This is a genomic window from Novosphingobium sp. BL-S-34 (assembly GCF_056857015.1).
Map to the genome: position 1 here is coordinate 166,989 of NZ_CM166473.1, position 18,767 is coordinate 185,755.

The window sequence follows — 18,767 nt, forward strand, 5'->3', positions numbered from 1 at the left end:
CGCGCGCGCCGCATCTAGCAGGCGGCCCAGGCGCTCGCAGCCCCGATCCCTGCAGCGAAAGGCCGATGCTGACACCGTTCGGTCGGGACACCGGAGGACCAATGGCGAAATTCAGAATATGGCTGCAAGCGGCGCTGGGCATGGCGTCTGTTTCGCTTGTGGCGACCACGAGCCCTGCCCATGCCTGGACACGGACCGGCCACGCCGCGATCGGCTTCGTCGCGGAAGCCAAGCTCAAGACCGACAACCGCGAGGTCTGGAACAAGCTGGCCGAGATTCTGGACGGCGCCGAATTCTACGATGAGGCGGTCGCGGGCTGGGCGGACGATGTCCGTACCGCGCACCCCGAGCTTATCCATACCGTGCGCATTCCCGTGCTGGGCGCCGTGCCCTCGGCCTCGGACCCGGCCTGCATCGCCGACCAGCCCGAGGTCAGCTGCGCCGACAAGGCCATCGCCCATTACGCCGCCGTTCTGAAGGATGCGAACAACCCCGGCAGCAGCGGCTGGAGGCGCTGAAGTTCATCCTGCACCTGGTGGGAGACCTGCATCAGCCGCTCCATGGGTCGGAGCCCGGCGGCGCGCAAAGCAAAGTGCTGATCCCCGGAGGAATACTCAACGTGGATGCCAATGGCGCGGCTCTGGCCAGCGACGTTCATGCGGTTTGGGATTACGCGATCATCAAGCGGCATGGCCTGACCGCGGTGCAACTGGGCCGGCAATTGTGGGACGATGCCACGCTGGCGCCGCCCACCGGCCTGACCCCGCGCGACTGGGCCGTGGAAAGCCGGAACCTGGCGAAGAAGTACATCTTCCTCGATCCCGTGACGCCCAGTGCCAACGACGCCTACAAGGTCCCGGCATGCGGCGGCCGCACGGGGATCGCGTGCCCGGCAGCGGCCAGGACGATGCCTGCCGACTACGAGACGGAGAACTATTACCTCGTCTCCTATCGGCTCAAGCAGGCAGGGCTGCGGCTGGCCGAATATCTGGTGAACTTGATGGGGACCTGACCGGCAGGCGCGAAAGACCTTCGGCCTCCCGATGGGGCCGGAGGTCTATGCTTCCGCCTGGAGCGGCCCGTCGCCTCAGGAAGCGGTGTTCGGGCCCGAACCCAGGCTTGCCGCGATTTCCTGCTCGGCCGCGGTCGCTTCGGCGATGAGCTGGCGCAGGGCCTTTGCGGTGTCCTCCAGAAGACCCGCGCCAAGCGGGCGCTCCCCGTTCACAAACCGCCGGATCGCGCGCTCGTCTATGCCGAGGCGGCGGGAGAAAGCGGTGGTGCCGCCGAACAGCTGGACGCAATAAGCAAAGTGTTCACGTTGCTCGTCGATCGAAGATTCTGCCATTTTACCTGCCTGTTGGTTCGCTGGTCTTGCCATAGGCGATCTTGCGCGGGAGGCAAATGGCGCCTGCTCGCGCGGCTTTCACCGGATGTCACCGCACTCTCGGGGGCGGGCATGGCAGCCCTTTCAGTTGCCGTCCGCATCGACGGTGAACACCATGGGCTTGCCGCGAGACGTGGGTTCCCAGCCGGCCTCAAGCGCGGCGCGAATGCCCCGCGAGACGATCGCGTCGCCGATCTGGAGGCGTCCGCGCTGCATGCCCTTCATCAGACGTTTCGGCGGGGGGAACTCCAGCAAGGCGCCGCGCTGGGTGTTCTTGCGCTGCAACGCAACGGTCATGCCTCTCCAGCCGTCGAAGTCGTCCCACTGCGGCTCGCTGCGCAGCTCCCATTCATATTGAAGTCCATCGACCTCGACGATACCGGCTAGCTTGTTGGTCATGCCGGTACGCCTAGCAGGTCTCGGCCGGCAAACCACCTGCCGATCGGCGGTGGCGAACAACATTTCCGGACGAGGCCGCTATTCGCCGCAAGGGCCGGGTCGCTCGCCTGCGGCAGTGCGCGGCCGAGCGGGAGCGGCGCGCGATGTCCGCGAAAGCCCGGTGAGGCTCTCGCGGACATCGTATCATCGCCTCTTCTGCCCGGACGAGGGGCCTGTGCTCAATAGGCCGCCGACAAGGTCAGGAACCACTGGCGCGGTGCGATGGGATAGGCCGAATAGCTGTTCGTGGCCGATCCGATCGAGAGCGTCGACACGCCCTCCTTGTCCGTCAGGTTGGTGACGTTGAGCGCGAGTTCCACTTTCTTGAGCGGCAGGACACCGTCCGGAACCCGCCCGGCGACGCGCAGCGAGGTCAGGAAGTAGGAGGAAACGCTGGCGTCGTTGGTGAAGGTGGCGAAGCGGCGGCCGACAAAGTCCCCGATCGCCTGCACCTCGAACGGACCGACATTCAGCGTCGCCACCGTCTTGTTCATCCACTTGGGCGTGCCGGGCAGCTGCTTGCCGCAAGTCGGCACGATCCCGCCCGTGACGATGTAGCCGCCGATGCAGGTGTCAGTGGCCGCACCGATGCCCTGCGCGGTGGAAGTGTAGTCGTTCTGGTACTTGGACAGGTTGTACGAGATCGCATTGTAGAGCGAGAACACGTTCCCGATCCGCAGCGTGACGGCCGCGTCGACGCCGTCGGTCTTCACGTCGCCGACATTCACCAGGGTGGAGGTGCCGCCGGTGATGCCGCTGCCGGCGATCCCGCCCGGATTGGTCGGGATGGCGAGCAGGCGATTGCTGAAATCGACGTGATAGTAGTTGATCTGCGCCTGAAGCGCCCAGCCGTTGGAGAAGCTGCGGCTGGTGCGCAGGCCCGCTTCGTACGTCCAGCTGGTCTCGGGCTTGCCCTCGTCGGCGAAGGCGTCGAACGCGGCCTGGCTGCCGGTGAACCAGGGGCCGCCGCCGCCGGCGAGATAGGCCTGATACTGGCGCAGGTTCTTCTGGACGTTGAAGTAGACCTGCTCGTGTCCGTTGAAGTCATAAGTCGCGCCGAAGGCCGGCAGGAACCAGTTCTTCGTGTTGATCTTGCCTTCGGGCAGGGCGGTGGTCCCGCCCAGCGAGCCGAGGCGCGGCTGCACCGGGAAGCGGCCGCTGGCCCACTGCGCGCTGGTCTTGACGCCGCCCTGGACGAGCAGCGCGTCAGTCACCTGCCAGGTGTCCTGGAGGTGGAGCTGCAACTGCTTGATCCGCGCCTCGCCCTGATACTGGGTGAACAGCGGGTCCATGACATCGCGGGGACGGACATAGGGCGTGCTCAGCGAGGGATCGGAAACCGGCACGGCGTACCAGCGGCGCCACTGGGTGGTGCTGTTGTGCTCGAACCAGCCGCCGAATTCGATCTTGTGGCTGCCAAGTTCGACGCTCGCCGCAGAGATCACGCCGAAGCGGTCGATGCGGTATTCGGTCGTGCGGGTAATCATGCCGGAGCCGCCGGTCGCGGCCAGCAGTGCGGCGCCGGACGCAGCCGCCTGGGCGGTGGTCAGCGCGGTGCAGGCGGCGGGGCGGATGCCGTTGCCATTGGCGCCGAAGCGGCAATTGGTGGGCAGGTTGGCATAGTTCGGATCGAGATAGGCCTGCGCCGTGGTGATCGACTGGCCGAGCGGGCCGGCCACCACGCCGGCGCCGTCGTTGTGGTGATAGTAACCCGTGGTCGACCAGGTGATCTTGTCGGAAAGGCGGGCATCGTAGCGCACATAGCCGAGATAGTCGGTGCGCTGGGCGTCCGAATAGTAATTGCGGTAATTGCTGCCCTCGGACGCCGGAGAGTTTCCAAGCGGGGTCAGGTAGCTTGTCCGATAACCGTCGAAATCGGGATAGAAGAAGGGCTTGGTATAAGGGGTATAGAGCTGGACCGGGGTGGCCGTGCCGCCTGCCGAAGGCTTGAAGAACACGGTCGCGTCCTCGTTCGGCTGCGTCATGTCGTTGTAGTCGAAATAGAGCGTCAGCTTGCCGGCATCGCTGTCGTGCACGAACTTCGCATTGGCCTGCCAGCCCTTCTGGATGCCGTCGAAGTCCCAGGCCCGCGCCCTCTGGCGGACGCCCGAGATATAGCCCGAATTCCCGCCGCCGATGTCGCCGCTGTCGACCCGCAGATAGGTGCGCGAGGTGCCGTAGCTGCCTACGGTCTGCGCGCCGCGAATGCCGAATTCGCCCTGGGGATCGGAGGAGAAGGTCTCGACCGTACCGCCGAGGTTGCTGTTCGAGGGCGTTGCCAGGTCGCCCGCGCCGGTGGCCACGACCACCCGGCCGACGTTCTCGGAAATGACCGCGCGCTGCGGGGAAAGGCCGTTGTAGTTGCCGTAGCTCTGGTCGCCCAGCGGGATGCCGTCCATGGTGTAGCCGAGCTGGTTGCCGGCAAATCCGTGGACGAAGATCTGCGCGTTCTGCTCGTTGTTCCCCCAGGGATCGGCAGTGATGTAGAGGACGCCGGGCAGGGTCTGGATCGCCTTCAGAGGCGAGACGCCGGGAAGGATCTTCTGGATTTCGACTTCGGAGATCGCCGTGGCGGAGCGGGTGGTCTTGGCGCCGGTCACGATGATCGCGCCGTTGCTCTCGCCCGCGTCGACGTCTGCGCTTGCCGAAGGGGCCTCGTCACGCGCCATCGCTTGCGCCGCGGAGCACAGAGCGAGCGCGGTACCGGCGAGCATTGCGCAGCGCACGGCCCTGGAGGCCGATGGAATTGCCGTCATCTGATTGTCTTCCCCAAACCTTGCTGCCGGTGCGTTCACCGAGCGACAGGTCGGTTAGCCAAGCGACGTGGCGGTTTGACTTACCTTTGGTGACAGTAGGGTTTCAGTACCGGGGGCGGCTATGTCCGGTGAAGGCAAGGCGAATGGTGGGAATGGCGGATTTGGATCAGAAAAGCCGCCTTAAGCCAGTGGCTCTATGCGCCGGGCTGGTGTGTAAATGGCCTGACATGTTCAAAAATGGAGGAAAATTTGTTCAAGAACGAGCGGCCCTTTAATAGGTAGTACGCGACTTTCCTCTGGCAATTAAGTTGGCCTCTGTTTCGTCTCGCTCCGCCCTTGCGCGCGGGGGCCGCTGCCGCGAATTAGGGATTATACCTCGCAGGAACAGGGAAGCGGCGCTAAAGGCGGCGCATGGAAATGCGTCTGTGAGTGCCAAGGATCCCTGCATATCGGTGTGCCAGTTCGACGGTAAGTCGGGTTGGTGCCGTGGATGCGCCCGTACCCTCGAAGAAGTGCGCAAGTGGCGCAAGCTGCAGCCCCATGGCCGCAAGTCGATCGAGCGCGAACTTCCGCGCCGGTTGCAACGCCTTGCGGCGCGCGACGGTGGGTGAAGGCGTGCTTCTGCGCGGCGGTTTTTCGCAGAGGACAGGGAACGGCCTCTTCGCCGGAGCGCTTCCCCGTCACGCGCCGCGATTTGCAACCGTGCAGCGCCGGGCAGCCTGCGGAACGGATGAAGAGCCTTTTTGATGACCGAACCTTGTGATTTCGAAGCTGCCCGTCTCGAGGCCCTGGCGCGTTACGACGTCCTGGATTCGCCGCGCGAAAAGGCCTTCGACGAAATCGCGGAGCTGGCAGCGGCGATTTGCGGCACGCCTATCGCCGTCGTCAATTTCGTGGGTGAAGGGCGCCAGTTCTTCAAGGCGGAAGTGGGCCTTGGCCTTCGCGAAACGCCCATAGAGACCTCGTTCTGCATCAAGGCCCTGCTGGAAGAAGACTTCCTCCTCGTGACCGATGCCACGCAGGACGCGCGGTTTTCGGACAATCCGCTGGTCACGGCCGAACCGGGCCTGCGGTTCTATGCGGGCGCGCTGCTCAAGACGGAGGACGGCTACCCCGTCGGGACCCTCTGCGTGCTGGACTATGTCCCGCGCGAACTGGATGCCGTGCAGGAAAAGGCTCTGCGCGTTCTTGCCCGGCAGGCGCTGACGGCGCTGGACCTGCGCCGCGCGGCCGCCGTGGCCGAGATGGAGAAGAAGCGCCTCCGGCACGCGCAGGAAGCGGGCAAAGTGGGCCTGTTCACGGTAGAGATCGCGCAGGACAGGGTCTACCCGACGCCCGAGCTTTGCCGGCTCTACGGGCTTCCGGTCAAGGCGAGCTACCAGACCTCGGACTTCGAGCAATGCGTCGTTCCCGAAGACCGGGCGCGGGTATCGAGCCTGCACGCCCGCTCTGCGGGGACCGGCGAACTCTCGGTCGACTACCGCGTGAAGGATGCGGCGACGGGAGAAATACGCTGGCTGTCGCGTACCGCCGAATACGAGCGGGATAGCTCCGGCACGCCGGTCGGCTTCGTGGGCGCCGTGCGCGACATCAGCGGGCACCGGGAAATCGTGGCCGCCCTGGCGCGGAGCGAGGAACGTTACCGGGCCTTGTTCGAGGCGCTCGACGACGGTTTCTGCATCATCGAATTCTTCGACGGCCCGCACGGTCCCCTGAGCGACTACGTCCATATCGAAGCGAATTCGGGCTACGAGCGCCAATCCGGCATTGCCAATATCGTCGGGCGCAGCTTGCGGGATCTGGAGCCGGAAGATGCGGAAGGCTGGGCCGAACTTTACGGCGAAGTGCTGCGCACCGGCAAGCCGATCCGTTTCGAGCGCTATTTCCTGGCCGCCGGGCGGCACATCGAAGTGTCCGCCTCCCGGGTCGAACCGGCATCGCTGCGCCAGGTCTCGGTCATGTTCCGCGACATCGAGGCACGGCGCCGGGCCGAAGACGCCCTGCGGGCCAGTGAGGCAATCGCCCGAGAGAACATCGATCGGGTGAATCTCGCCCTGTCCGCAGGCGCGATCATCGGCACCTGGTTCTGGGACATCCCGACGGACAGCTTCACGGTCGATGAAGGTTTCGCCCAGACTTTCGGCTTCGATCCGGGGCAGGACCGCGTGGGACTGAACCTCGCGCAGATCGTGCGTTCGGTGCATCCCGACGATCAGGCGCGGCTTTCTGAGGCGATGAACAAGGCCATGGCGGAAGGCGGGGCCTATGCGCATCAGTACCGGGTGCTGCGCGCCGATGGCCGCTATTACTGGATCGAGGCGAACGGCCGCGTCGAGATGGGGCCGGACGGGACGGCGGTGAGTTCGCCCGGCGTGCTTCTCGATATCGAGCAGCGGCGCATGATCGAGGCGGAACGCGACAGCGCGGCCAGCGCGCTGCGTGCGCTCAACGAGACGCTGGAACAGCGCGTCGCCGAGCGTACCGCCGAACTGATGCATGCCGAAGCGCAATTGCGCCAGGCCCAGAAGATGGAAGCCGTGGGGCAGCTGACGGGCAGCCTGGCGCACGATTTCAACAATCTGCTTGCCGGCATATCCGGCGCCCTGGAAATGGTGGGCACCCGGCTCAAGCAAGGGCGGCTGACCGATGTCGACAAGTATCTGGTCGCGGCACAGGGCGCATCGCGCCGCGCCGCCGCCCTGACGCACCGACTGCTGGCGTTCTCGCGGCGGCAGACGCTCGATCCGCGGCCGACCAACGTGAATGCGCTGGTCAACGGCATGGCGGAGCTGATCCAGCGCACGGTCGGGCCGGCGATCCAGGTCGAGACGGTGGGCGCGGCCAGCCTCTGGCCCACGCTGGTCGATCCCGGCCAGCTGGAAAACGCGCTGCTCAACCTCTGCATCAATGCGCGCGACGCGATGCCGCAGGGCGGGCGCATCACCATCGAGACTGCGAACAAATGGCTCGACCGCACGGGCGCGCGCACGCATGACGTTCCCGAAGGGCAATACCTTTCGCTCTGCGTCACGGATACCGGAACCGGCATGACCGCCGACGTGATCGCCAAGGCCTTCGATCCCTTCTTCACGACCAAGCCCATCGGGCAGGGCACCGGGCTGGGGCTGTCGATGATCTATGGCTTTGCCAAGCAGTCGGGCGGGCAGGTCCGCATCTATTCAGAACTGGGCGAAGGCACGACGGTCTGCATCTACCTGCCGCGCCATTACGGCGAGGTCGGCAGCGACCTCGAACTTGCCACGCACACGGCCGATCTCGGCGCCGAAGTGGGGGAAACGGTGCTGGTCGTCGACGACGAGCCGAGCGTGCGGATGCTCGTCACCGATGTCCTCGAAGACCTGGGCTATGCCGTGATCGAGGCGGCGGACAGCGTTTCCGGCCTGCATGTGCTGCAGTCAGACGTTCGGATCGATCTGCTGATCAGCGATGTCGGTCTGCCCGGCGGCATGAACGGCCGCCAGATGGCCGATGCCGGCCGGCAGAGCCGCCCGGACCTGAAGGTGCTGTTCATCACCGGCTATGCGGAGAACTCGGTGATCGGTAACGGTCATCTCGAGCCGGGCATGCAAGTGCTGACCAAGCCTTTCGCCGTGGACACCCTGATATCCCGCGTGCGTGACATCACCGCGGAATGACCTGCGCGCGGGCGGGGAACGGACCTGCCCGTCGCACCATGAATAGAGGCCCCGTAGAGATGCATTCGGCTACGGGGCCTCAGTTTCAGCCTGGTGCGTCTGACCGACACAGACTGACGGCCACATAGCAATCCACCAGGCCGATCCGGACGCGCCTTCATCAGAGGGCGTGGGTCGCAATCGCCCGAAGTGAGAGCCAAGCGTTTGTAAGGACGCGATGTTCCGCGGCCTCTCGGAATAGTCAGGGCCATCGGGCGCGCGATCCTTGCGGCGCTGCTTCCCCTGCGCATTTTGCCGCAGCCCCTGCCGATGCCTGCGCGAGCAGACGGCAACCCATGCCGCGTGCCCGGAAACGATACGTAACCGGCGAGCTAAGCGCCTGAGACTTGCGAAGGCCATTTCCTGCCTCATCCGAATGTTCGAAGGAGATTGATTAGTGGCGACATCCAACACCCTGGCTACCGCGCAGCCGACACCGGACGAGGCTCTGCAGCGCCTGGTGGACGGGAACCGCGCATTCGTTGCCGACCAGCCGTCGCAGTCGGACATCTCGCGCGAGCGCCGTCTCGCGCTGGCCGAGGGGCAGCAGCCCTTCGCAACCCTGGTGGGATGCTCGGATTCGCGCGTCGGCCCCGAGCAGCTGTTCGGAGCAGGCCTTGGCGAGCTGTTCATTGTGCGAACGGCCGGAAACAACGTCGATGCGGCGGGAATGGGTTCCGTGGAGTATTCGGTCAGCGTCCTGAAAGTGCCGCTCATCGTGGTGCTCGGCCACGAGAAATGCGGCGCCGTCGCGGCTGCCGCGGACGTCGTGACCAAGGACGTGCGCTTCCCCGGCAGCATAGGCCGCATGATCGAGCCGATCATTCCGGCGGTGCTGGCAGCCCAGCGCAATGTCGGTGAGGAAAAGCTGGTGGACGTGGCCGTCGAGGAGAATGTCCGCCGCATGGTCGAGCGGCTCCAGACGTTCTCCGAACCGATGCTGATCGAGCCGCAGGAGCGGGGCGAACTCAAGGTCGTGGGCGCGGTGTACGAACTCGCCACCGGCCGGGTGCGCTGGCTCTAAGCCGCCGTCCACCCCGGCAGACGAGAGCCCGACCGCGAAAGTCGGGCTCTCGCCGGTATCAAAGAGAGATACGGCAGGTTGCCGGTTGAGGCCGATCGGCGGCCTTCCGGCAGCTTCCGGCCCTCGGCAAGGTCCACCTCCAAGCGGTCGTCACCGTTTCGCGCCACAGGACTTGCGGCCGGCCCTGGTCCAGGCAATGGCGCTATCGAACAGCTTGCGCCCGGTATCGGTCATGCGGGTGAAGCTGTTGTTTTCCATGCCGATGAACACCCGGCGGGCAGGGGCGAGGTGGTCGTGATCCATCGTCGCCCCGGCCTCGTAGCCGAAAAGGGTCGATTTCTCCGGCTCGCCCGGCCAGGTCATGATGACGTCGGCGCCCAGCCCCGGCTTGCCCCAGCCTGCCGGTGTTCGGGCTTCGGTCCAGGTCCCGAGCCCTGCGGGGATTCCCGCCGCCAGCGGATGAGGCGCGCGGACCAGCCAGAAGTAGTGCCCCGTTTCCAGCTCGCCGAAGTCACTGTCGCGGCGCAGGCCGGTCATCCACAAGTCGTCGAGCAGGTCATTCTCCCAGGTCACCAGCGGGATGCCCATGTCGCGAAGGCGCGTGATGACCGAGCGTTCGGCGGTGAACTGGTTGGAGCGGACCGTGGAGGACATCACCACCAGATCGAACCCGCAAGGATCCGGCATGCCGGCACCACCTTGACCCGCCAGCCCCTCGCTGACGGTCACGCTGTAGCCCAGTTGTTCGAGCCGCGCCTTGACTTGCGGATCGGCCGAACCTCCCGGCGGATCGGCGCGCATCAGGAACAGGATGCGGCCCGCATCCCCCGCGGGCGCGGGAAGGGGCGCTGCGGCGCTCGCCAGCAGCAGGACGACGATGGCGGCGAACGCCTTGCCCATCCTCAGAAGCTCCCGCTCAGGCCGACAAGGAAGCTGCGACCTTCGCCCGGCACGACTTGCGAGCGCGAAACCGAGGATTCCATGTAGTAGTCGTTGGTGATGTTCTTGACGTTGAGCGACAGGCGGACCTTGTCTGCCAGCTTGTACCAGACACTGCTGTCCAGGCGCGTATAGCCGCCGATGCTGAAGCTGTTCTCCAGGTCGCCCTGGCGGTTGCTGGCCGCGAAGACGCCGCCGCCAAGCCCGAAGTTGCGAAGCGCCCCGTCGACCGGTTCCCAGGTCAGCCAGAAGCTGCCGCTCCACTTGGGCACGCCGATCAACTGGTTGCCGCGCGCGTAGTCGGTCGATTCCCGCACGGTCGCGTCGGTATAGGCGCCGTTGGCGATCACTTTCACGCTGGGGCTGATCGAGCCCGAGAGATCGAGTTCCACGCCGCGCGACCGCTGCACGCCGGCGTTGATATTGTAGCCGACGTTGTTGGGGTCCTGCTGCGTCACGTTTTCACGGGTGAGCTGGTACACGGCCAGGGTGCCGCCCAGACGGCCGCCGAACAGCTCCGCCTTGACGCCGGCCTCGTACTGCTTGCCCTTTTCGGGATCGATGGGCTTGCCGTCGATGGTCGGTTCGGGTTTCGACTGGAACGAACGGGTGAAGTCGGCAAAGAGCGAGATATTGGGCACCGGCTTGAAGACCAGTCCCACGCGGGGCGACCAGGCCTTGTCATCGGATTCGTACTGGGTCGTGCCGTGGTCGGACTGCCGTGCATGGTCGTAGCGCACACCGGCCAGCAGATTGATCTGATCGCCGATGTCGATCTGGTCCTGCAGGTAGCCGGACCAGGATTTGGCCTGGACCTTGCGGTCGGCGGCGGGAACGAAAGTTCCGGGCTCGGCGCCGTAGACCGGGTTGTCGATGTCGATCCGGGCCAGCGTGGCACGGGCGAACGTGCGGAAGCGGTAGGACTTCACATATTCGCCGCCGAACACGACGGTATGGCCGATGCCGCCGGTCTTGAAGCGGGCGACCATGTCGGCCTGCGCGTCGTAGTTGTGATTGTTCTCATGTTGCTCGACGGCGGTGCGGGTGACGGTGCGCGCGCCGGTCGCGGCGTTGACGGCCACGGTGTTGCCGTAGTTGATGCCGAACAGGTCGAGCTTGCCTTCGTCGTAGTGGCCGATCTGGCGGATCGTCAGCCAGTCGGTCAGCTCGTGCTCGATGCGATAATTGAATTCGTAGCGCTCGGATTCGGTGGTTGCCCAGCGCTCGCCAAGGAAACGGGTGCGCGGAAGGTCGACCACCAGGTCGCCATCGGCGTCGGTCGTGGCGATGATGCCGCGGTCCGTCTGGTTGTGCTGATGCGCATAAGTGAGGCTGGCGATCACGCGGGTGCGGTCGTCCGGTTCCCACAGCACCGATCCGGAGAGGAACAGGCGGCGGTAGGGCACCAGTATGTCGCGGAACGTGTCTCCGGTCTGGGCTGCGCCGATGAAGCGCACGGCCAGGGTCTTGGCGGCATCGACCGGGCCGGTCACGTCGATCTGGCCGCGTGCGAAATCGTTGCTGCCGGCCTGGACCGAGAAGTTCATCGCGCGCTCGAAGCGCGGCTGCTTGGTGACGATGTTGATGAGGCCGCCCGGATCGCCGCGACCGTAGAGCACGGAAGCGGGGCCTTTAAGCACTTCGATGCGCTCGATATTGGCCATGTCGCGGTAGCTGTCATTGGTTTCGATCGCCGGGCTCAGCATGATCGAATCGACGGCGTAGTACGATGAGCGGAAGCCGCGGATCGTGAAGCTTTCGGAGCGGTTGCCGGCATTGGTCCCGGCCTGGATGCCGCTGACGTTGCGCAAGGCGCTGGTGAGATCGAGGATCTGCTGGTCGTCGATCACGTCGCGCGGCACGAACTGGATCGACTGCGGCACATCCATGATGTCGGTGCCGGTGCGGGTGGCCGTGGTCAGCTGCTCGACCTTGTAGTCTTCGCTGCGCTGGCCGAGCACGGTGATTTCGGAAGAGCGGTTCTGGTCGGATCCGGCAACGGCCTCGGCCTCTTCCGCTTGCGCCATTTGCGGAGATGCGGCGGCGATCCCGAGTGACCATACGAGCGCAAGCAGCGGAGCGCGGCGGCCCCGGACGAGATTCGACATTCGAAGGATTCCCTGTTCGACCCTGGTTTTGGCCCCCCGTTATTGAATATGCGAGTCAGTTGCAAGACAACCGTTTGCATATGTTTGGAGGTGAGCGGTCGGAACTGGGTTCCCCACGAGCAAGTGCGTCCGAAAGCGATGAGCGATCGAACGGTCTTACGGCTACGGGGAGATGCGGATGGGGCGGCAAGTGGCTTCGACGCGGAGCGTATCGAGAAGCTCGGTCGTCAACGAAATGCCGCTATCCCCTGCACGGGGACGGCATGGTGCCGGAGGTTAGGTGCGCGGCTGCGGATCGTAGGGGGCGTCTATCGGCGCGGGCAGGATCGGCGGAAGTGCATTGCCGTGGCAATGCACTTCCGCCGATCCATGCTCGGATTCGGTGTTTAGTCCAGGAACGCGCGCATGATGCGCGAGCGGCTCGGGTGCTTGAGCTTGCGCAGCGCCTTGGCCTCGATCTGGCGGATACGTTCGCGGGTGACCGAGAACTGCTGGCCGACTTCCTCAAGGGTGTGGTCAGTGTGCATGCCGATGCCGAAGCGCATGCGCAGCACGCGTTCCTCACGCGGGGTGAGGGACGACAAGGTGCGGGTGATCATTTCCTTGAGGTTCGCCTGGATCGCCGCATCCACCGGGATGACCGCATTGGCATCCTGGATGAAATCGCCGAGGCTGCTGTCTTCCTCGTCGCCGATCGGCGTTTCGAGCGAGATCGGCTCCTTGGCGATTTTGAGGACGCGCTTCACCTTTTCGAGCGGCATGGACAGGCGCTCGGCCATTTCCTCGGGCGTGGGCTCGCGGCCCTGCTCGTGAAGGAACTGGCGGCTGGTGCGGACCAGCTTGTTGATCGTCTCGATCATGTGCACCGGGATACGGATCGTGCGGGCCTGATCCGCGATCGAGCGCGTGATCGCCTGACGGATCCACCAGGTGGCGTAGGTCGAGAACTTGTAGCCGCGGCGGTACTCGAACTTGTCGACCGCCTTCATCAGGCCGATGTTGCCTTCCTGGATGAGATCCAGGAACTGAAGGCCGCGGTTCGTGTACTTCTTGGCGATCGAGATCACCAGGCGCAGGTTCGCCTCGACCATTTCCTTCTTGGCGATGCGCGCCTCGCGCTCGCCCTTCTGGACCATGTTGACGATGCGGCGAAACTCGGGAAGCGCCATGCCGGTGGCGGCGGCGATGTCCGAGACTTCCGCGCGGATGCGTTCGACCGGATCGACTTCGGCCTCGGCGAAGGCCGCCCACTTCTTGTCCTTCTTGGCCATGTCGGTGAGCCAGGTGTCGTCCAGCTCGCGGCCGACATAAGTCTCAAGGAAGTCGGCCCGCTTCACCTTGTGACGCTCCGCCAGGCGCAGCATCTGGCCGCCCAGCGTGGTGAGGCGGCGGTTGAAGGCGTAGAGGTTGTCGACGAGATATTCGATCTTCGTCGCGTGGAACTTCACCGATTCGACTTGCGCGGTCAGGTCTTCGCGCAGCTGCTGGTACTGGTCTTCCTTGGCGGCCGGGAAATCGATGCCCAGCGCCAGCGCGTCGAGACGCTCCGACTGGAGGCGCTCGAAGGCCTGGAACAGTTCGGTGATGAGCATGAACTTCTCAAGCGCTTCGGGCTTGAGGGCCGCTTCCATCTGGGCGAGGCTGAGGGTGTTGTCCTCTTCCTCTTCCTCGGCTTCGCGCTTGGGGATCGGGTTGCCGTCCTCGTCGACTTCGTCGCCGGACTCTTCCTCGACTTCGTCCTCGTCCTTGAACGAGGGGCCGGCGGTCTTTTCGCTGATCTCGCCGTCGTCGTCGCCTTCACCGTCCTCGGACAGGCTTTCCGGTGCGGGCTCCTTCGAGAGCATGGCGTCGAGATCGAGGATCTCGCGCAGCTGCATCTCGGCGTTGTTGAGCGCTTCGGACCACTGGATGATGGCGTGGAACGTGATCGGGCTCTCGCAGAGGCCCAGGATCATCATGTCGCGACCGGCTTCGATCCGCTTGGAAATCGCAGCTTCGCCTTCGCGGCTGAGCATTTCCGCGGCGCCCATTTCGCGCAAGTAGAGGCGTACGGGGTCGTCGCTGCGGCCGAGCGATTCAGTGCTCTTGCTGTCGGCGGTGCGGCGGCGGGTGCCTTCGCCGCTTTCTGCAAACGCGCCGTCGCCATCGCGATCGTCGTCGGCTTCCTGATCCGCCTCCGAATCGGACGAATCATCATCGTCTTCGTTCTCGACGATCTTGACCCCCATCTCCGAGATGGCGGCCATGACGTCTTCGATCTGCTCGGAAGACATCTCGTCCTGGGGCAGGGCAGCGTTCAACTCGCTGACCGAAATGACCCCAAGGCGCTTGGCGCGCGCGATCAATCGCTCGACCGAGCCTCGGCTGGAATCGATCAGCGGAGCGTCGTTCTCCGCGCCAAAATCTTCGTTACTCATTCGTTCGCCTTATATCCCATATGTCCCATCCGTGGCGGTTGCTCCGCCAGGACAGACACAGGGGTCTGTAAATGCCTTGCCTGACATGCCTGCAAAACGCCATGGGGCTGTCGCGCTACAGGGGTCATTACCTGAAGCCGGCAGGCTACAGATAATAACGCAGCGATGCACCTACAACCGTTCGCCTGGTCGCCGAGTTTCCTCGGTCAAACCAGGCAGAAGCGGGTCCAGTCAATATTCGACGTGCTGTCAAGGCCTTGGCCCGTAAAACGGGCCAAGGCCTGCAACTCAGCGAAGGACCAGATTGACGGCCGAGGACTTGCCGCGACGATCGATCTCGATTTCGAACTCGAGCTGATCGCCTTCGTGCAGGCCCGACAGGCCCGAACGCTCAACGGCACTGATGTGCACGAATGCGTCGGGCTGGCCATCTTCGCGGCTGACGAAGCCGAAGCCCTTGGCAGCATTGAAGAACTTGACCGTGCCGCTGGCGCGTTCACCGGTCGACTGGCGCTGGGCCGGTGCCGATTCGCGGCGCGAGGCGGTGATCACTTCGCCCACGATCGAGAGATTGGTTGCGGAGACCTTGCCGCCGCGTTCCACCAGCTGGAATTCCAGCGTCTGGCCTTCGGCGAGCGTCGTCAGGCCGGCGTCCTGCACGGCACTGATGTGCACGAAAGCGTCGTCGCCGCCTTCGTCGCGCTGGATGAAGCCGAAGCCCTTATCCGTGTTGAAGAACTTCACCACGCCGCTGCCCTGGCCGATTACCTGTGCAGGTGCGCCGCCGCCGCGCGGGCCGCCGAAGCCGCCGCCGCGCTGTCCGCCGCCGCCGAAGCGGTCGTTTCCACCGCCGAAGCGATCATTACCGCCGCCGAAGCGATCGTTTCCGCCGAAACGGTCGTTGCCACCACCGAAACGGTCGTTACCACCGCCGAACCTGTCGCGACCGTTACCGCGATTTCCTCTGTCAAACGACATGACTAAATACGTACCTTCACTGCGTTCGGTGAGAATTCGCCCGTGCGCTTGAACGCGGCACGCCGGACGGAAGAACAATCAGCTTTGAATACGCGGTTTCCCTGTCGGGAACACGATGGCCGGGGACTGATCGTAAGATGCAAGGGGCATTGAAAATCAAAATCTAAGCGAACTATTCTAGTAACCCATACTCTGAAATTCAAAAATGCCAATTTGCGCTTTTGGGCGTTCTGAAAAACCTGTCCCCAAATCGAGCGTTTTGCCGTTATGAACACGGAAATCGCCTTCATTGATTGTATTAATGGTATCAAAGGCGCACTTTATATCCGGAGCACCTCTTGGGACCGGAATCCCTGATCCGCCGGCCCATAGCACCGAATTATCCGGCAGGCCATCGGGGAGCCGATACCCGCAGCATTTTTTACGACGAGGGTGGATCTTTCCGGCAGAGCGGCCTTCCGAAGGCCGATTCCCGCGCGGTCTGCCCCCCGCCCCCGCGACGAAAACCGTGCGGTGGCCGGCCAGCAGGAAACTTCCATGTGGCCCGTCGTTTATGGACAGAAGTGGGCAGACTCCCGGGGCATATCGTTCTAACGTCGATCTGCCACGCCATCGCGCGGGAACGCTCTTGAGTGCCGAGAAAATGACCGATCTGCTCCGCTCCCCCCTGTCGGCGCCGGCCGAGGAAAACGCCGATCTGTTGGACATCGACCTGCTCCAGCGGATCAGCGTGGAGCTGATCGCCGAGCATGATCTGGCGGAACTCTACGGCAAGATCGTGGATGCGGCGGTGGCCATCACCGGCTCGCAGTTCGGGACCATGCAACTGCTGTGCCCTTACGGCGACCCTTCCGGCAACGGCGGAAAACTGCAATTGCTGTGCCACCGCGGCTTGCCAGAAGAGGCGATCGCCTTCTGGCAATGGGTCAGCCCAAGCGCGCTGAGCAGTTGCACGATGGCGCTGCGGTTCGGGCAGAGGGCCATCATTCCCGATTTCGAGGAATGGAGCGAGATCGCCGGCACGGATGACCTCATGGCTTTCCGCCGTGCCGGTATCCGCTCGGCACAGACCACGCCGCTCCTGTCGCGTTCGGGCACGCTGCTCGGGATGATCTCGACTCACTGGACGAAGCCCCATCGCCCATCCGAGCGCGACCTCAGGCTCCTGGACATTCTCGCCCGGCAGGCGGCCGACCTGCTGGAACGCACGATTGCCGAAGAAGCGCTGCGCGCCCGCGAGGCGGAGCTTCGCGATACTTGCGCGGCGCTGCGCGCGGCCGAGCAGCAGCAGGACCAGGTCCAGATCGCCTTGCGCCAGCTCAACGAGACTCTGGAAGAGCGGGTGGAGGCCCGGACGCGGGAGCTGGCGGAATCCGAAAGCCAGCTTCGGCACATGCAGAAGATGGATGCGATCGGCCAGTTGACGGGCGGCGTGGCGCACGATTTCAACAATCTGCTGACGATCATCCGGTCCTCTGCCGATCTGCTCAGCCGCCGCGAGCTGACGCCGGAAAAGCGCCAGAAATACGTGAAGGCGATTTCCGACACCGCGGACAGGGCCGCCAAGCTCGCTGGACAACTGCTGGCTTTCGCGCGCCGCCAAGCGCTGACGCCTCAAGTGTTCGAGGTCGGCGACAAGATCGGCGCCATTTCGGATATGTTGCGCACCGTGGTCGGCTCGCGGGTGTCGGTGGACGTCACGTCCTTGCGCTCGCCCTGTTTCGTGGAAGTGGACGCCAGCCAGTTCGAGACGGCCTTCGTGAACATGGCCGTCAATGCGCGCGACGCGATGAACGGCGAAGGGCGTCTGGTCGTGGAGATCGACACGTTCGACGGCGTTCTGCCGATGCAGGGCATGACGGATCCGCGGGGATCTTTCGTGCGCATTTCGGTCACTGACGAGGGTTCGGGAATTGCCCTCGATCAGATCGACAGCATCTTCGAGCCGTTCTTCACCACCAAGGCGGTGGGCAAGGGAACCGGCCTGGGGCTGAGCCAGGTCTATGGGTTCACCAAGCAATCGGGCGGCGAGATCGAGGTCCGGAGCATGCTGGGGCAGGGCTCCACTTTCATCATGTACCTGCCGCAAGTCGAGGCCCCGGCTTCGTCGCAGGGGGGCGACGCCGAGCAGGGATCATGGCTTGCGGAAGGCCGGATTCTCATTGTCGAAGACAACGAGCAAGTGGGCGAGTTCGCGTCGGACCTGCTTCGGGACCTGGGATACGAGACCCTCGTCGCCAAGGACGCCGCTTCGGCCATTGCCATTCTGGAGACCGCGAGCGAGCGAATCGACGCCGTGTTTTCCGATGTCGTGATGCCGGGCATCGACGGGGTGGAGTTGGGGCAGCGCGTTCGGGACCGGTGGCCCGGCGTTACCGTCGTGCTCACCAGCGGGTATAGCCACGTTCTTGCCAATAATAACCAGCATGGATTCGGGCTGCTGCACAAGCCATATTCGGTGGAAGAACTGTCCCTGGCCTTGTCCGACGCCGGGGTCGGGAAGCGCGCGCCTTCAGCGCTCTCCTAAGTCGTCGGGCTGCAGTTTCTGGTCATCTCGTCGATTTCACGGCGCAGCGTTTCCACGCGATAGGGCTTGGGAAGGAAGCGGCCGTCGTCGGGGATTTCATTTTCCGACGGCCAGGTGTCCCCGGAAGTCAGCAGGAGCTTCATCTTGGGCCATCGCTCGTGGACGATGCGGGCCAGTTCCAGTCCGTTCAGGCTTCCCGGCATGCGGATATCCGTGAACAGTACCAGGACCTCGTTGTAGGCTTCCAGGATCTCGAGCGCCTCGTCGGCGCTGCCTGCTTCCAGGACGTCGTACCCGGCTTCTTCGAGCGCGTCAGTGCCGATCACGCGGATCAGCGCTTCGTCCTCGACCAAAAGCACTTTCTTTTCCAATATCATATCGAGTGGCGGTCCATGGTCATGAACCAACTATACGAACCGTGGGGCCGCCTCGTTCCCGGGCCTTGCGAATTGATCGGCAAGGTCTCGCGCGCATGGGGTGAAGCGTCGACAGGACTGAGGC

At 64.3% G+C, this 18,767-nt stretch carries 12 protein-coding genes and 1 pseudogene; 5 read left to right on the forward strand and 8 right to left on the reverse strand.

What is annotated here, in order from left to right; all coding sequences use genetic code 11:
• The first annotated feature begins 140 nt into the window (after positions 1-140).
• Positions 141-1,012: pseudogene (locus tag AC1VV3_RS15065) on the forward strand (S1/P1 nuclease).
• A 75-nt stretch (positions 1,013-1,087) separates the two neighbouring features.
• Here the strand turns inward: AC1VV3_RS15065 and AC1VV3_RS15070 are convergent.
• The 3 genes from AC1VV3_RS15070 to AC1VV3_RS15080 form a co-directional block, all read right to left on the reverse strand.
• Entirely contained in the window at positions 1,088-1,345 is a 258-nt protein-coding gene (locus tag AC1VV3_RS15070) for a hypothetical protein (protein ID WP_134094532.1), read from the reverse strand.
• Between the two features lie 123 nt (positions 1,346-1,468).
• Positions 1,469-1,783, reverse strand: a complete 315-nt coding sequence (locus AC1VV3_RS15075; RefSeq protein ID WP_132267153.1) for a hypothetical protein — start codon at positions 1,781-1,783, stop codon at positions 1,469-1,471.
• Positions 1,784-2,001: 218 nt separating this feature from the next.
• The gene (locus AC1VV3_RS15080; protein ID WP_482962698.1) at positions 2,002-4,578 is read right to left on the reverse strand and encodes a TonB-dependent receptor; all 2,577 of its coding nucleotides are present in this window, start codon (positions 4,576-4,578) and stop codon (positions 2,002-2,004) included.
• Between the two features lie 425 nt (positions 4,579-5,003).
• Here AC1VV3_RS15080 and AC1VV3_RS15085 point away from each other — a divergent pair, with 425 nt between their 5' ends.
• The 3 genes from AC1VV3_RS15085 to AC1VV3_RS15095 all read left to right on the forward strand — a co-directional run bounded on the left by AC1VV3_RS15085 (position 5,004) and on the right by AC1VV3_RS15095 (position 9,297).
• The gene (locus AC1VV3_RS15085; protein ID WP_442047588.1) at positions 5,004-5,189 is read left to right on the forward strand and encodes a DUF1289 domain-containing protein; all 186 of its coding nucleotides are present in this window, start codon (positions 5,004-5,006) and stop codon (positions 5,187-5,189) included.
• 135 nt (positions 5,190-5,324) lie between these two features.
• On the forward strand, positions 5,325-8,234 hold the full coding sequence (locus tag AC1VV3_RS15090; protein WP_482962699.1) for a PAS domain-containing protein: 2,910 nt from the start codon (positions 5,325-5,327) through the stop codon (positions 8,232-8,234).
• Positions 8,235-8,670: 436 nt separating this feature from the next.
• Positions 8,671-9,297 carry a carbonic anhydrase gene (locus AC1VV3_RS15095; RefSeq protein WP_132267147.1) on the forward strand — a complete coding sequence of 209 codons (627 nt, stop codon included), beginning with the start codon at positions 8,671-8,673 and terminating at the stop codon, positions 9,295-9,297.
• 150 nt (positions 9,298-9,447) lie between these two features.
• On the opposite strand, the gene AC1VV3_RS15100 is transcribed toward AC1VV3_RS15095, so the two are convergent.
• The 4 genes from AC1VV3_RS15100 to AC1VV3_RS15115 all read right to left on the reverse strand — a co-directional run bounded on the left by AC1VV3_RS15100 (position 9,448) and on the right by AC1VV3_RS15115 (position 15,739).
• Entirely contained in the window at positions 9,448-10,197 is a 750-nt protein-coding gene (locus tag AC1VV3_RS15100) for a hypothetical protein (protein WP_482962700.1), read from the reverse strand.
• Between the two features lie 2 nt (positions 10,198-10,199).
• Positions 10,200-12,344, reverse strand: a complete 2,145-nt coding sequence (locus AC1VV3_RS15105; protein WP_482962701.1) for a TonB-dependent siderophore receptor — start codon at positions 12,342-12,344, stop codon at positions 10,200-10,202.
• A 386-nt stretch (positions 12,345-12,730) separates the two neighbouring features.
• Positions 12,731-14,761, reverse strand: a complete 2,031-nt coding sequence (gene rpoD, locus AC1VV3_RS15110) for an RNA polymerase sigma factor RpoD (RefSeq protein WP_482962702.1) — start codon at positions 14,759-14,761, stop codon at positions 12,731-12,733.
• A gap of 288 nt (positions 14,762-15,049) precedes the next feature.
• Positions 15,050-15,739 (reverse strand): cold-shock protein, encoded by a 690-nt coding sequence (locus AC1VV3_RS15115; RefSeq protein WP_132267139.1) that lies wholly within the window; start codon positions 15,737-15,739, stop codon positions 15,050-15,052.
• 643 nt (positions 15,740-16,382) lie between these two features.
• Here AC1VV3_RS15115 and AC1VV3_RS15120 point away from each other — a divergent pair.
• Positions 16,383-18,266, forward strand: a complete 1,884-nt coding sequence (locus AC1VV3_RS15120) for an ATP-binding protein (protein WP_482962703.1) — start codon at positions 16,383-16,385, stop codon at positions 18,264-18,266.
• On the opposite strand, the gene AC1VV3_RS15125 is transcribed toward AC1VV3_RS15120, so the two are convergent.
• Positions 18,263-18,625, reverse strand: a complete 363-nt coding sequence (locus AC1VV3_RS15125; protein WP_482962704.1) for a response regulator — start codon at positions 18,623-18,625, stop codon at positions 18,263-18,265. The genes AC1VV3_RS15120 and AC1VV3_RS15125 overlap by 4 nt on opposite strands.
• Positions 18,626-18,767: the final 142 nt, after the last annotated feature.

Bases quoted from the DNA above. Each gene is read 5' to 3' on its own strand.
- AC1VV3_RS15070 (WP_134094532.1), bottom strand. From the start codon at position 1,345: ATGGCAGAATCTTCGATCGACGAGCAACGTGAACACTTTGCTTATTGC.
- AC1VV3_RS15075 (WP_132267153.1), bottom strand. From the start codon at position 1,783: ATGACCAACAAGCTAGCCGGTATCGTCGAGGTCGATGGACTTCAATAT.
- AC1VV3_RS15080 (WP_482962698.1), bottom strand. From the start codon at position 4,578: ATGACGGCAATTCCATCGGCCTCCAGGGCCGTGCGCTGCGCAATGCTC.
- AC1VV3_RS15090 (WP_482962699.1), top strand. From the start codon at position 5,325: ATGACCGAACCTTGTGATTTCGAAGCTGCCCGTCTCGAGGCCCTGGCG.
- AC1VV3_RS15100 (WP_482962700.1), bottom strand. From the start codon at position 10,197: ATGGGCAAGGCGTTCGCCGCCATCGTCGTCCTGCTGCTGGCGAGCGCC.
- AC1VV3_RS15105 (WP_482962701.1), bottom strand. From the start codon at position 12,344: ATGTCGAATCTCGTCCGGGGCCGCCGCGCTCCGCTGCTTGCGCTCGTA.
- rpoD (WP_482962702.1), bottom strand. From the start codon at position 14,761: ATGAGTAACGAAGATTTTGGCGCGGAGAACGACGCTCCGCTGATCGAT.
- AC1VV3_RS15115 (WP_132267139.1), bottom strand. From the start codon at position 15,739: ATGTCGTTTGACAGAGGAAATCGCGGTAACGGTCGCGACAGGTTCGGC.
- AC1VV3_RS15120 (WP_482962703.1), top strand. From the start codon at position 16,383: ATGACCGATCTGCTCCGCTCCCCCCTGTCGGCGCCGGCCGAGGAAAAC.